Consider the following 13547-nt stretch of genomic DNA (forward strand, 5'->3'; position numbering starts at 1 on the left):
GAAGCGTGCTTCAAGTCAGACGATAGGCCAATGAGCGAAACAAAAGAAGAGCTGCACCCCCAAGTTCAGGCGTATCTGGACCGTCTCGCCCGCGCGGATTTCGGCTCGGTGCACACCTTTACCCCGGAGCAGGCACGCGAGGGATGGCGGCGGCAGATCGCCCTACTCGGTGAACCGGAGCCCGTTGCCGATATCGAGAACCGCACCGTCCCGGGCATTGGCGGGCTCCGGATCTACACCCCGGTTGGCGAAGGCCCCTTCCCCGCGTTGGTGTTCTTCCACGGCGGCGGCTTCATGCTCGGCGATCTGGACACCCATGACGGACTGTGCCGCAGTCTGGCCAACGGGGCGGAATGTGTCGTGGTCTCGGTCGACTACCCCCTGGCTCCGGAACACAAGTTTCCCGCCGCACCCGACGCGTGCTTCGCCGCGACGCAGTGGGTCGCCGAGCATGCGGCGAGCATCGGCGTCGACGCCACTCGCATTGCCGTCGGCGGCGACAGTGCGGGCGGCAATCTGGCGGCCGTTGTCGCGCGCATGGCACGCGACAACGGCGGTCCGGCACTGACCTTCCAACTGCTGATCTATCCCGATCTCGATTTCCGCAGAACGAATTTCAGCATCACGGAGTACGCGGGCAAGTACGGCAATATCAGCCGCGATGCCCAGCACTGGTTCATGGACGGCTACTTGAACAGTTCCGAGGAGAAGCTCGACCCGCGGGTTTCCCCACTGCTCGCCCCCGACCTGGCCGGGCTGCCTCCGGCACTCATTGTCACGGCCGAATTCGACGCCCTGCGCGACGAGGGCGAAGAGTACGGTCAGCGACTCGAGGAGGCAGGGGTTCCGGTCACGGCCACCCGCTATCCGGGAATGATCCACGAATTCGTCCGGCATCCCTTCGACGACAGCAAGCGCGCCCGACTCGATGCGGCGACGGCGCTGCGGAAGGCATTCGCCCGGTAGCGAATTGCGTCAGTCGGGGTTCGACGGTGCTCGGGAAAGGACAATGGGCATCCGCCACGACAGGCGCACCGGATTGTCGGTCGCGCGACGCAGGAGCAGCCATTGTGCGATGGCCGCCATGGTCGAACCGAGCGAGGTCACCACGGCGAGAAATCCCCAGTGGGTAAGACTGGCGGATGCGTAGCTGGCGGTACTGGTGCCCGGGATGGCCAGTTTGCCTCGACCGGTAGCCCAGTTCAATATCTGTCCGATCTGACCGCCCAGATCATAGGTGCGACCGGTCATCGCCTTGAGTTCGGCACCTTTGCCATTGAGGTAGATCAAGCACAGGATTACAAAAAGCGCGGCACACGCCAATGAAATCATCGCCAGGCGGGCGAGAAGTTCATTGCGAAGGCGGATGTTCAGCACGATGGCGCAGAGCGCGACGATGATGGCGGCGCTGGCGAGGATCGCCCACATGCCAGTGACCGGCGGGGTTTTGGGCGCCACTTTCGACCAGACGTTCATGGCGTTCGTAGTTATTTCCAGCCGACCGAAGGCGTTGGCGGCGACCCTGCCGTCGGGCCCCTGCGCGGTGATCCACGATTGGAACAGCAGGATAAAGGTGGCGGTACTGCCGACCGCCGCCAGTACGTAGCCCCAATAGGTTTGGAGCGGTCCCAGCCGCGCCCGGAGCTCTGTCAGCTCCGCGGCGCGGCCTTGTGTCGCTCTCGCCGGTGCGGTCCCGTGTCGAGATGTAATGGCTCGGGCGGAGTTCGGCTGCTCCATTAGCTCAGCTTAAGTGGCGGAGAACACCCGAACTCACCTCCAGTGGGAAGCTCGTTCGAGCTGCGCGATTGGTGTCCTGCCTGGTCCGGCCGGTCACTGAGCACCGACGCAGCCCGGGGAACAGATCCGGTACCCGAACTGTTGCCAATCCGGGGGGTTCGAACGAGAGCGAGGTCGACCGTGCGGGTCGAGATCTGGACCGATATCAATTGCCCCTTCTGTTACCTGGGCAAGGAGCGGTTCGAACAGGCATTGACCGACTTCCCGCACCGCGCCGACGTCGAGGTGGTGCACCGCTCGTTCGAACTGGATCCGACGCTGCCCGCCGACGAATCGGGCCCGGTGATCGCCAAGATCGCGCACAAATACGGCATCAGCGAGGCGCAGGCGGCCGCCAATGAACGCGGCATCGGCGCACAAGCCGCCGCGATCGGCCTGCCTTACCTGACCGAAGGCCGCGATTACGGCAACTCCTTCGATATGCACCGCCTGCTGCACTTCGCACTCGCCGAAGGCAAACAGGACGCCCTCCTCGACGCTCTCTACCGCGCGAATTTCGCCGAAGAACAGTCCCTGTTCGCCGATAACGAGCGCCTGGTACGACTCGCCGTCACCGCTGGACTCGACGAATCAGCCGCACGCACCGTCCTCGACGACCCGAATGCCTACGCCGACGCCGTCCGCGCCGACGAACAGGAAGCCGCCCAACTCGGCGCCCGAGGCGTCCCATTCTTCGTCTTCGACCGCAAATACGGTGTCTCCGGCGCCCAGCCCTCCGAAGTCTTCGCCCAAGCCCTGGACCAGGCCTGGGCCGATCGGGAACCGGTCATTCAGACCATCGGCGGAACCGAGGTCTGCGGGCCGGACGGATGCGAATTGCCCGCGCGCAATTAGCCTGCGGCACAGTCCTAATCGGTTTCTTCAGTCGACTTCGCGGCAGGACCGAGCCGCACCACACCGGCATCGAGATCGACATCGACGCGCGGGCGGTGCACCTGACCGTCGCTGTCCTCGCTACCTTCGTCGGCCAGCTTCTGCCCGGGGAACAGTTCACCCATAACGCCCATAGTTCGACGATAGTCCGCGTAGCGAGGTCTCCTCCGGATTCACCGGAACGGGCGGTACTCAGGGCGCGGCCGAAATCACGCTCAACCCGACTTACGTGTTCTCACGCTTCGAAAGTCGTCGATAGACGCGGGTCGACCGGCAGTTCGCGAATCCGGCGCAGTTCCTCGAGAACCAGATGGACGGCGGCACGTGGCGGTGCGCCGCGGCGGATGACTGCGGTGATAGTGCGGGTGACTGGATTGGCGAGTTCCCGGGTCGCGACGCGATAGCGCGGATCGACCGCCAAGCCGGGGAGCAGAGCGATCGAAAGTCCGGCTTCGACGTGCTGCAACGTCATCAGGTAATTGCTGAACCGGCACACCACCCGCGGTTCGAATCCGGATTCGCGGCACAGCCGGGTGGCCAGATTCGCCATATAGGACTTCGGCATATCGAAGGCCCACGGCTCGTCGGCGTAGGCGGCGAGGTCGGCGGGTCCACGGAGGGCGCGCTCCGGTGGCAGGACGAGCACGATCGGATCGGTGGCCAACGGCACGATATCCACATCCGAACCGAGCGGATGTTCGACGAAATCGGTTGTGGTGATGATGATATCGGCGTCACCGACCCGCAGCGCGGGCATGCTCTCGTGCGGTTCCAGCTCGATCAGTTCGACATCGAGGTGCAGATGCGTCTGCGCGAGGCGCGTCACCGCGGGCACACACAGCGAATGGATGGCGCTCTGGAATGCGCCGAGCCGGACCGACCCGACCGGTTCCTCCCCGAGGCTGCGCAGCTCCGCCTCGACGCTGTCCATCTGGTCGAGGATGCCCCGGGCGCGGCGCGCCAGCATCAGCCCGGCGGGGGTGAGCCGGACCCGCCGGCCGGTGCGTTCCAGCAGCTGGGTGCGGGTTTCGACCTCCAGCACCGCGAGCTGCTGGGACACGCTGGACGCGCTCAGGTGGGCGGCCTGCGCGACCGCGCGGACAGTGCCGAGCGAGTCGAGCTGGCTGAGCAGGCGCAGTCGCCAAGGGTTCAGCATGGGTCCATTGTTGTGCGGCTGAGCCGAACAGCACAGCCGGAAATGTGAGATGGACCCGATGCTCGGACGGCCCCTACCGTCGAAAATATGGCCGCTCCAATCACCGCAGCACTGTCCACCGACGACTTCTGGGCCGACGCCGATCGGCACCTCATTCGCTATGCGGGTGCGGGCGAATTCACCCGCGAGATCATCACTCGCGCCGCAGGCAGCTTCCTGTACACCGAAAGTGGCAGGGAGATACTGGATTTCACCTCCGGCCAGATGAGTGCCATCCTCGGACACGCACATCCGGACATCGTCGCCACGGTTCGACGCCAGGTCGGTGAGCTCGACCATCTGTTCAGCGGCATGCTGAGTCGTCCGGTCGTCGACCTGGCCCGGCGACTGGCCGAGACCTTGCCCGAACCTTTGGAAAAAGTTCTGCTGCTGACCACCGGTGCGGAGTCGAATGAAGCCGCGATCCGAATGGCCAAGCTGGTTACCGGAAAACATGAGATCGTGTCGTTCGCGCGTTCCTGGCACGGTATGACGCAGGCGGCGGCGAGTGCCACCTACAGCGCGGGGCGCAAGGGCTACGGTCCCGCCGCACCAGGGAATTTCGCCATCCCCGTACCGAATTCGTATCGTCCCGATTTCACCACGGCCGCTGGCGAACTCGACTGGCGGCGGCAACTCGACTTCGCGTTCGAGCTGATCGACGCTCAGTCAGTGGGCAGCCTCGCGGCCTGCCTGGTGGAACCGATTCTCAGTTCCGGCGGCGTCGTCGAACCGCCGCCCGGCTACTTCGCCGCGCTGCGGGACAAGTGTCGCGAGCGCGGCATGCTGCTGATCCTGGACGAGGCGCAAACCGGTCTGTGCCGCACCGGATCCTGGTACGCATTCGAGCGCGACGGTGTCGTACCGGACATTCTGACCCTGTCCAAGACGCTCGGCGCGGGGCTGCCGCTCGCGGCCGTGGTCACCAGTGCGGAAATCGAGCAGCGGGCACACGATCACGGGTTCCTGTTCTTCACCACCCACGTCTCGGATCCGCTGGTCGCGGCGGTCGGCAATACCGTGCTGGATGTCCTCCTTCGCGACCGTCTCGACGACCGTGCCGCGGAACTCGGCACGTTCCTCCGTCGCGGCCTGGAGCGAATCGGCCGTCGGCACAGCGTAGTCGGCGATATCAGAGGCCGCGGCCTACTCGTCGGGCTGGAACTCGTCCTCGACCGCGAAACCAAGCAGGGCTCAGACGAACTCGGCGCACTCGTCACGCGGCGCTGTTTGGAGCTGGGGCTGCACATGAATATCGTGCAGCTCCCAGGAATGGGCGGCGTCTTCCGCATCGCCCCGCCCCTGACCGCCACCGAAGACGAACTGGCCCGCGGCCTTTCCATCCTCGATCAAGCCATCGGCGACGCAGTCACCAGCGGCTGAGGATCAATTACTGTTGACGCCGGTGTTGATCCGAACCACGACCTTGTCATCGGTGACGTCCTGCACCGTCGCGCTGAACCCGTTGGTGGCCTGGGTCTGCCCGACCGGAATATCGACCTGCTGACCGGCCACCTTCAGCGTGACCGTATTGCCGTTCACCGCAACGAGTTCCGCTTCGATGCCGAGCACACTGGCCTTCGCGTTCACGCCACGCGTGAAGGTGACCGTACAACCGCTGACCTGGCACTCGGACTTATATCCGGCCCCTTCGGACGTGCACGCCGCCACCGCGAGGGGCGTGAGCAGGGCGAACGCGGACAATGCGAGCATCCGTGGCACAGACATGCGGGCCAGTGTAGGTGGCGATGGTGGCCGGGGACCGGCCACACCACTTGGCTTGGTGTGGCCGGTCGCCGGTATCACACGGGTCTGCGCCTGGTCAGCGGCCGAGCATCTGCAGGTGCCTGGCCTGCTGCCGGAGATGGTTCAGCTGCATGTCGGCCTGATTGGCCCGGTCCTCCGCCCGCGCCGCCAGATCCTCAGCCCGCTGCGCCAACTGGGTGGCCTCATCGGCCTGGCCTTGCGCACCGACCGCCCGCTGCTGCAGCTGGTTGGCCTCCCCCTGAGCTTGCTGCGCCAGACTTTCGGCCTGCTGTGCCTGGCTCTGCGCCCGATCCGCCTCGCTCTGGGCCTGCTGCGCCTGATGTGTGGCCTGCTGCGCCTGATGACGAGCCTGCTGCGACTGCTGAACCGCCTGGATCGCGCTCTGGTGCGCGATCTGGGCCTGATTGTTCACCTGCCGCGCCTGCCCCTGCACCTGGCGTGCCAGGGCCGCAGCCTGGCCCGCGGCCTGGCGGGCGTTCTGTGCGTCTATCCGGGCCTCATTGCAGAAGGCCTGGCACTGGATCTGTGCCATTTCCGCATCCCGCCTGGCCACATCGATCTCGTCGCCTGCGTGGATGCCTTCCATCGACCGCTTTTCAGTAGCTACATCCTGTGCTGCCATATTCGAGCTCCCTTCCAGAAAGTGTGGGGGTGTTGCTGGGAAGAACTCGCATACCAACGAGTCTTATCCTGGCCGAAGCTGAGGAGTACCGCAGCAGCTTCCACACAATCGATAGAAGAAGCGGGAACCCCCGAGGCTCGACGCCCTCGACGTGGCGCAGATCTAGGTGCCCGCCATCTCGGTGACCGAGGTCGGCTGATTGAACAGCCTGTTCCGGTAGACCAATGGCATTCGATTGCTGACGTAGGTCGAATGCACTCGGCTGGTCAGGATGCCGTGGTCGCCGCCGTATACGACGTTCACCAGTTCGCAGGCCAGGCGGGCGGCGGCGTCGGGGAGGCCGGGGTAGGTCGAGTTCGCAGGGGTGCATGTCGCCCGCGGCGAAACGGTCTACGCCGGATTTCGCGAACCGCATCGCGATATCGGATTGATCGGCGGCCAGGACGTTGATCAGGAAGTGCTGTGCCGAGACGAAGGTGGCGCGGGCGCTACGCACTGAGTTTCGGCCTCCTCGCCGGAATCGCCCCGCCACCCGACCGAGCCCCGCATCCGCACACCGGCTGCGCCCGGGCTGCGTCGCCCCGCACCGCTGGGCCGCCTGGTCGTTTGTTCGCCAGACAGTAGCTATGCTGGACATACACGTTTGCTGATCGAAATCCCGGTTCTCTACTACCGCAGCGATTCTCGTTACCTCGGCGCCAACAGTCGTTAATACCGAATGGCATTCGAGCGCGGGCTGCCGAAAAGTGGGGATTCCGTGCCACATTCAGCCGGTCCGGCATTTTGGATACCGAAAGGTATTGATACCGCAGGGTATTCTTAGCCGCGTATCCGGCGGATATGCGTCGCGCGCCGAGCAATCTGAAGAATTCGTCTTCCATCACCCGTCCGCAGTGTGTAGCGTCTGGACCGCTGGAATCCCCGAAATGACAGGCCGGACGCGGTGATCGGTATCGACGACTGTTTGAAACGCATCATGGACATTCCCGGTGCGCGCAGCGTGACGATGGTGGACAGCGCGAGCGGTCTGGCGATCGCCGCGGCGGGTCGGCACGACCACGTCGATCAACACGAGGACGCCGCTACCACCACCGATGTGGTCCGCACGGTGCTCGGCTGTCCGGCGCTGGCGACCGACCGCGACGACGACCTCACCGAGATCATCGTGTGCGGCACCCGCGGCTATCACCTGTTGAATCTGGTGAACGGCGACTTCGACGGCCGCCTTTTCGTACACGTGCTATTCGACGAGGACACCGGAAATCTGGCCATCGCGAGATTTCGACTCCGCACAATTCTCAGCGAATTGTTCGAGGACGCTCATGGTCGTTGACGTCGCGACCGAACTGCGGCGACTGGAAAAGCAAAGATGTACCGGAGTGCTGTGCGCGGGCGATGGCGCATTTCACCTCGCGGACGGCGCGATAACCGCCGCCGACTGTCTGCGCACCACCGATCTGGAACGACTCGCGATCGCGGCCGGTGTGGCGACCGCGGCGGAATGGAAACGGGCCGCGGCCGGCGATCCGGGCGGTGTGCCGGTCCTGCCTCGACTGGAAACTCTGGCATTGCTGTCGGTGTTCGACGCCGCCTACTTTCTGCTCGCCACGCCGGTTGTTCCGGAATTCCGATCGGCGCCGCCGCATTGGTTGGCCCCGGTCTGCCACATCCCGCCACGGGTACTGCTGCACGAATGCGCCCGGCGGGGTGATCCGGAGGCCGAACCATGGCCCGCGGAACTGGTCGACCGCGCTCCCGTCGTGCCGGTGCGCCGCGTCCGGCGCAGACGCGTCACGCTCAGCGGCGGCCAGACCGAAGTACTAGCCGCCGCCGACAGCAGGCGCAGCGTCACCGGCATCGCCCACGACCTGGGCCGCACCAGCTATGGCGCGCTGGTCGCGGTGCGCGAGCTGACCGCGGCGGGGCTGATCGAGCCGCCCGATCTGGGCACCGAGCCGCGGCAATTTCTCCCGCGCCGGGTGCGCCGGGCTCCGGTCGCGCACCCGCAGAGCTGGGAGCCGGTCGACCGCGATGTGCTCGTCCGCCTCCGCGCGGCGTTGGAGGAGCTTGCGTGACCGCGCGGAAGAAACTGCTCGGCGAGTTGATGGGAAGGTTGACGAAGGTGGCGATGTCCGGACCCGAACCGAATGCGGCGGTGCTGGCGGAACTGAAGGTGCTACGCGATCGTCTTCCTCATCTGACCGGCACGCTCGTCGCCTCCAGCGACGGACTGCTCGTCGCACACGATCTGCCACCCGATATCGAGCCGACCCGCATGGCCGCGCTGGCCTCGGCCCATCTGTCGCTGTCGTATCAGCTGGCCGCCACCGCGCACGGCGGCGGATTCCACGAGGTCGTGGTGCACGGCACCGGCGGGCACGCGGTGATCTACGCGGCGGGCTGGGCCTCGCTGATGGTGCTCGCCGGACCCGAGGTGAATGTCGGCCGCCTGCACCTGGAACCGCGCCCGGTCGCCCGCAACATCGCCGATCACCTGACGGCCACCGACTCCGGAAAAGACCGGACCTGGAAAACCGATCGAAAGGAACCGATATGACGAATATGGATCTGGCGCTGAAGGACATGATGGGGATAGACGGCGCGATCGGCGCCGCCGTCGTCGACTACAGCAGCGGCATGGCCCTCGGCATGCTCGGCAGTTCCAAGGCTCTGGATCTGCAGGTCGCCGCGGCGGGCAATACCGAGGTGGTGCGCGCCAAACTGCGGACCATCGAGCAGCTCCAGATCAAGGAGGATATCGAGGATGTCCTCATCACGCTGACCGGCCAATACCACATCATCCGCCCGATGACCGGCCGCAAGTCCAAGGGGCTGTTCCTCTATATCGCCCTGGACCGCGGCCGGGCGAACCTCGCGCTGGCCCGGCACCGACTCAAGTCCATCGAAGAGGACCTCGAGGTGTGACCTTGCGGTGCAACACCTTTCGCAGCCGAGCGGTGTGGACATCGACCGCACCGCCCGGCGTCGAGGTGAATCGCGTTGCGGGCTAGAGCTTTCCGCCGCCACCGATCATCCAGGGATTGAAGGCTGAGTAGATTGCGGGGACGGGTCCAATTATTCAGCCCTACACGGTCGGGCGAGAATTCTCAGATGAACTGCTTCTTCAGCTCTCGCTTGAGCACCTTGTGACTCGGCCCGAGCGGAAGTTCCGCGACGAACTCTACCCGTCGCGGATACTTGTGCTTCGCCAAATGCGCACGACCGTAGGCGATCACGTCTTCGGCGGTCACCGGCGCCGCGGGCACGACGACCGCGCAGACCTCCTCGCCGTAGGTCTCATCCGGCACTCCGATGACGGCGACCGCGGCGATATCCGGATGCCGCAGCAGCGCCTCTTCGACCTCAGTCGGGTACACGTTGAACCCGCCACGGATGATCATGTCCTTGATCCGGTCGACGATCGTCAGATAGCCGTCGGCATCCTTGACACCCAGATCACCGGTGCGGAACCAGCCGTCGACCACCGCCGCCGCCGTGACCTCCGGCTTCCCGAGATACCCATTGAAGACATTGTGGCCGCGGATGACCACCTCGCCGAGTTCACCGGTGGGCAGCAGCGCAATCCGCCTCGTTTCGGACGGATCCGCGATCTCCACATCGACGCCCCAGACCGAATGTCCGACCGTCCCGGGTTTGACGCCGAAGTCCGGCTGGTTCACCGCCGCCGTCGGCGAGGTCTCCGACAGCCCGTAGCCTTCCAGGATCCGCGCACCGAAGACCTCCTCGAATGCCTCCAGCACCGGCTGCGGCAGCGATGCGCCACCGGAGATGCACAGCCGCAGCCGCGGCGGATCGGGCAAGTCGCGGGCTGCGTTGATCAAGCCGACATACATGGTCGGTACGCCGTGAAAAGTGTTGACACCCTGGGTCTTCATCAGGCGGATGGCTTCGGCGGCCTCGAAGCGGGGCAGCAGCACCAGGGTGGCACCGGCCCGCCAGGTGGCATTCATCGAGACCGTCTGTCCGAATACATGGAACAGCGGCAGCGCGCCGAGTGCCACGTCATCGCCGCGAACATCGTTGGCGTCGAAGGCATTCACCGTCGCGTTCAGCACCATATTCAGGTGGCTGAGCTCGGCGCCCTTGGGGCGACCGGTGGTCCCGCTGGTGTAGAACACCACTGCCGGATCCTCGGGGCGCCGCGTGACGAAGTTCGCAATGGGTTGTGCATCAAGGGAATTCGGCTCGACCAGGGATACCCGAGCAGCGGTCGCGGCCGCCCGGCCCACCTCCGCGAACCACGGATGACACACCAGCAGGCGCGCATCGCTGTCGCGCAGCACATGTTCGGCCTCACCCGCCGTCAGCAGCAGATGCACCGGGACCACCACCGCACCCGCGGCGATGATCGCGTAGTAGGCGGCCGGAAACTCGGTGGTATTCGGGCACATCAGCGCCACCCGGTCGCCCGGCCGCACACCGAGTTCGATCAAGGCGGCGGCCTGGCTCCGCGCCCGGTGCCACAACTCCGCGAAGGTGATCCGCTGCACGCCTTCTATCAGCGCGATCCGGTCGGGTCGCCGTCTCGCCTGTTCGGCCGGGATGCTCGCCAGGGACAGTGTCGCGTTCATGCCGCACGCCCGGTGAATCTGGTCATCGCTCTCCAAAACTAGCAGCGCAAGTTTCCGGCCAACCGTACGGGACGGAAACTAGCGGCGCAAGTTTTATCCGGCTGCTGCAAGAATGCGAGCACCGAGAGGAGGCGATACATGGCCCGACCCCGCCGACCGCTGCTCACCCACGAGCGCATCATCGAGACCGCATTGGCCCTCGTCGATGCGGATGGGCTGGCCGCGGTTTCGACCCGCCGTCTCGCCGCCGAACTCGGCGTGCAGGGACCGTCGCTGTACAACCACGTCGGCACCAAGGACGAAATCATCGATGCGGTGGTCGATTCCGTGCTCGGCGAGGTGGACACCTCGATGTTCGGGGAACTGTCGGCCGATAATCCGGACTGGCGATCGGCGCTGCGCCGCTGGGCCCATTCCTATCGCAGCGCGGTCGCCGCGCATCCCAATATCGTCCCGGCACTGGCGAGCGGCCCCGGTCTCCGGCCCAATGCATTGCGCATGGCCGATGCCGTATTCGGCGGTTTGGTCGCGGCGAATTGGCCCCGCCGGGAAGCCACGACCGTGGGCACGCTGATGCGGTACTTCCTCACCGGATCGTCGCTCGGCTCGTTCGTCGCAGGCTTCCCCGCCGACGCCGAGGTCTACGCCGAGGAGTACCCGCACCTGAACGAGGCACATCTGCTCGCCGAGCGGCAGCAGCGCATCGATCAGGACGCATTCGAGGTCGGTCTCGAATCGCTGCTGGATGGGCTCGACGGGCGCTACCGGTTGCTGCCGCACACTCTGTAGCTCGATCCCGGTGCGCTGGTAGGCATCCCGAGCAGTCTGTCTATCAGGTCACAGCCTGCGCAGTTGTCGCAAGCTTACCGGCGCGGCTGCCCCACATTTCGCCGACCGCGAAAACACCTACAAGAGAGCAAGTTTCATCGAATTCATCATCCCCCGCGGCACTCGTATCACGACCGTTTCACAAGTTTCGTGTGCATGGGGTCACGTTGCCCCGCAGACCGCGGAGTCCTAACGTAACTTCCTGTTAACAGACGATGTCGTCTGTACCAATTCCTATTATTCGTCCCAGGAGGACATGCCCCGCAGCGTCCGCTTCCTCGAAACCGGAAGTGGCACAGCAGGTGTGGTTAGAAATGGCACACACAACGCCTTGGCAAGAAAACAATGTTCAGCTCGGTCGCCCCGGGAACGATGACGATCTCATCGGCGAGGTGACCGCACAACGTTTCGATCTACGATCCGATTGGGGGTATCTGTGTGCCCCGGGTCTGGGTCTGGTCACCTTCCTACTACTGTTCCAGCCCTGGATTTCGGCAACCGGACCCAACGGCACCGTCACCTCCAACGCCTTCGGCCGAATCGACGGATTCACCACCGGCTCATTCCAATCCGTGGTGAGCATCAGCAGCACCTGGGCCGTCCTCACCACACTGGCGGTCGCCGGTGCGGTCGTGGGGACCGTGATGTATTTCCGGCTCCGTAGTCGGCTGCTTTCCTATCTGGTGCTGGGCTGCAGCATTGCCGCCGCCCTTTTCGTACTCGCCGCTTTGTCCTACCTCAACGGCAAAGCGCCGGAGTTGCGTGAAATCACCGAATCCGCGAACCAGAGCGGACTTTTCAGCTGGCTCTTCGGTAATAATTCGGCGATCGACCTCGGGGGTGAGCACCGAATCGCCAGCGCCGGTCTCGATTTCGCCGCCACACTCAGCGCCGTCACCGCATGCGGTGCCGCACTGGCCGCCGGTGCCATGAGCCTGCGCAAGCAAGGCTTCACAGTTCGACTGATCTCGGCTCCCCAGCCGAATGTCGCTGCGGCGGAAAGCACGCCGGAGCAGTCCGCCCAAGAAGCGTCGGACACCAACGTATTCCTCTGGGAACAGCTGGCTTTCGACGACGACCTGGCCGTTTACGACCCCCAGGTCCGCCGCCGGATGGTTCGTCGAACCAGGACAGCCGATCGCCGCCCCCCCGCGCGCGAAACGGCACTGACCAGGTAACGCCCGCAACGCAAGCGGACACGAGAGGGCCGGGCTGCCGATAGGCGCCCGGCCCGCTTGCATTGTGTTCGATTACCTCCGATGGGTGACCTATCACGGGAACGGCGAGAAGAAGCCGATCGCCGCACCGATGGCTGCCCCGATCGCGCAGCCGACGATGGCGCCGACCAGGAAGAACCAGATACCGATCGCAACGCCGACCAAGCAACCGATGGTTGCGCCGACAGCGATCGAAATCGGTCCCCAGGCCTGCTGCACGCCGGGCATATTCTGGGAGTTGACGGCCTCAGTTGTCGGTCCACCGACCGGCGTGAGGGTCAATTGCGTGCTGGTGCTGTCCAGCGCCGGTGTCACCGCGAGGCTCTGTCCAGCTTCGGTACGCAGGGTCGTCGGGATGCTGCCGACTACCGCACCATTGTCCGCGAGGACCGTGACGGCATCGGGTGTGACGACGAATCTGCCGGAGGCCAGGCTCACCAGAGCGCTCGTGTGATCGGCTGCGAGAGTCGTTGTGTAGGCGATCGGTCCGTCCGCGGCGTTGAGGCTGACATCTGTCAGCATCCCCTCACCATGTGCGGTAGCAGTGGCTATGCCGGTCGCCGCGACGGCCATAAAGGCGGTCGCTAACAATTTCTTGAAGAACATTGGACTTCCAATCATTTCCGATTTTGATTGACGTTCCCCGACAAACGGCA

General features: G+C 64.9%; 16 protein-coding genes and 1 pseudogene. 9 read left to right on the top strand and 8 right to left on the bottom strand.

The window, feature by feature from the left end; genetic code table 11:
• Positions 1–30: 30 nt before the first annotated feature.
• Positions 31–966: an alpha/beta hydrolase gene (locus ACZ60G_RS02550; protein WP_465806578.1), complete on the top strand. Its 936-nt coding sequence runs from the start codon at positions 31–33 to the stop codon at positions 964–966.
• A gap of 9 nt (positions 967–975) precedes the next feature.
• Here the strand turns inward: ACZ60G_RS02550 and ACZ60G_RS02555 are convergent, their stop codons facing one another.
• Positions 976–1737: a hypothetical protein gene (locus ACZ60G_RS02555; RefSeq protein ID WP_465806580.1), complete on the bottom strand. Its 762-nt coding sequence runs from the start codon at positions 1735–1737 to the stop codon at positions 976–978.
• A 180-nt stretch (positions 1738–1917) separates the two neighbouring features.
• Here ACZ60G_RS02555 and ACZ60G_RS02560 point away from each other — a divergent pair, with 180 nt between their 5' ends.
• Entirely contained in the window at positions 1918–2631 is a 714-nt protein-coding gene (locus ACZ60G_RS02560) for a DsbA family oxidoreductase (protein WP_465806581.1), read from the top strand.
• 14 nt (positions 2632–2645) lie between these two features.
• On the opposite strand, the gene ACZ60G_RS02565 is transcribed toward ACZ60G_RS02560, so the two are convergent.
• Both ACZ60G_RS02565 and ACZ60G_RS02570 read right to left on the bottom strand, forming a co-directional pair.
• Positions 2646–2804, bottom strand: a complete 159-nt coding sequence (locus ACZ60G_RS02565) for a hypothetical protein (protein ID WP_465806582.1) — start codon at positions 2802–2804, stop codon at positions 2646–2648.
• A 101-nt stretch (positions 2805–2905) separates the two neighbouring features.
• Positions 2906–3826 carry a LysR family transcriptional regulator gene (locus tag ACZ60G_RS02570; protein ID WP_465806583.1) on the bottom strand — a complete coding sequence of 307 codons (921 nt, stop codon included), beginning with the start codon at positions 3824–3826 and terminating at the stop codon, positions 2906–2908.
• 87 nt (positions 3827–3913) lie between these two features.
• On the opposite strand from ACZ60G_RS02570, the gene ACZ60G_RS02575 reads away from it, so the two are divergent.
• Entirely contained in the window at positions 3914–5248 is a 1335-nt protein-coding gene (locus ACZ60G_RS02575; RefSeq protein WP_465806584.1) for an aspartate aminotransferase family protein, read from the top strand.
• Between the two features lie 3 nt (positions 5249–5251).
• Here ACZ60G_RS02575 and ACZ60G_RS02580 read toward each other — a convergent pair whose 3' ends face one another.
• The 3 genes and pseudogenes from ACZ60G_RS02580 to ACZ60G_RS02590 all read right to left on the bottom strand — a co-directional run.
• Positions 5252–5593, bottom strand: coding sequence for a hypothetical protein (locus tag ACZ60G_RS02580; protein ID WP_465806585.1), 342 nt, complete (start codon positions 5591–5593; stop codon positions 5252–5254).
• 94 nt (positions 5594–5687) lie between these two features.
• A complete protein-coding gene (locus ACZ60G_RS02585) occupies positions 5688–6254 on the bottom strand; it encodes a hypothetical protein (RefSeq protein ID WP_465806586.1) in 567 nt (188 codons plus the stop codon).
• Between the two features lie 162 nt (positions 6255–6416).
• Positions 6417–6602 (bottom strand): annotated as a pseudogene (locus ACZ60G_RS02590) (flavin reductase family protein); the annotation flags it as partial.
• Between the two features lie 616 nt (positions 6603–7218).
• Here ACZ60G_RS02590 and ACZ60G_RS02595 point away from each other — a divergent pair.
• Genes ACZ60G_RS02595 through ACZ60G_RS02610 form a run of 4 tightly spaced genes read left to right on the top strand, consistent with a single transcriptional unit; the run spans position 7219 to position 9179 of the window.
• Entirely contained in the window at positions 7219–7587 is a 369-nt protein-coding gene (locus ACZ60G_RS02595) for a hypothetical protein (protein ID WP_465806587.1), read from the top strand.
• Entirely contained in the window at positions 7577–8329 is a 753-nt protein-coding gene (locus ACZ60G_RS02600; RefSeq protein ID WP_465806588.1) for a hypothetical protein, read from the top strand. Before ACZ60G_RS02595 ends, ACZ60G_RS02600 begins: the two co-directional genes overlap by 11 nt.
• Entirely contained in the window at positions 8326–8811 is a 486-nt protein-coding gene (locus ACZ60G_RS02605; protein WP_465806589.1) for a roadblock/LC7 domain-containing protein, read from the top strand. The genes ACZ60G_RS02600 and ACZ60G_RS02605 overlap by 4 nt, the downstream gene beginning before the upstream one ends.
• The gene (locus ACZ60G_RS02610) at positions 8808–9179 is read left to right on the top strand and encodes a hypothetical protein (protein ID WP_327093724.1); all 372 of its coding nucleotides are present in this window, start codon (positions 8808–8810) and stop codon (positions 9177–9179) included. The genes ACZ60G_RS02605 and ACZ60G_RS02610 overlap by 4 nt, the downstream gene beginning before the upstream one ends.
• 182 nt (positions 9180–9361) lie before the next feature.
• On the opposite strand, the gene ACZ60G_RS02615 is transcribed toward ACZ60G_RS02610, so the two are convergent.
• On the bottom strand, positions 9362–10846 hold the full coding sequence (locus ACZ60G_RS02615; RefSeq protein ID WP_465806590.1) for a long-chain-fatty-acid--CoA ligase: 1485 nt from the start codon (positions 10844–10846) through the stop codon (positions 9362–9364).
• A gap of 138 nt (positions 10847–10984) precedes the next feature.
• Here ACZ60G_RS02615 and ACZ60G_RS02620 point away from each other — a divergent pair, with 138 nt between their 5' ends.
• Positions 10985–11635, top strand: coding sequence for a TetR/AcrR family transcriptional regulator (locus tag ACZ60G_RS02620; RefSeq protein WP_465806591.1), 651 nt, complete (start codon positions 10985–10987; stop codon positions 11633–11635).
• Positions 11636–11988: 353 nt separating this feature from the next.
• A complete protein-coding gene (locus ACZ60G_RS02625; RefSeq protein WP_465806593.1) occupies positions 11989–12852 on the top strand; it encodes a hypothetical protein in 864 nt (287 codons plus the stop codon).
• A gap of 93 nt (positions 12853–12945) precedes the next feature.
• Here the strand turns inward: ACZ60G_RS02625 and ACZ60G_RS02630 are convergent, their stop codons facing one another.
• A complete protein-coding gene (locus tag ACZ60G_RS02630; RefSeq protein ID WP_465806595.1) occupies positions 12946–13497 on the bottom strand; it encodes a DUF8020 domain-containing protein in 552 nt (183 codons plus the stop codon).
• Between the last annotated feature and the right edge of the window lie 50 nt (positions 13498–13547).

Source organism: Nocardia sp. NPDC102475 (assembly GCF_055584605.1).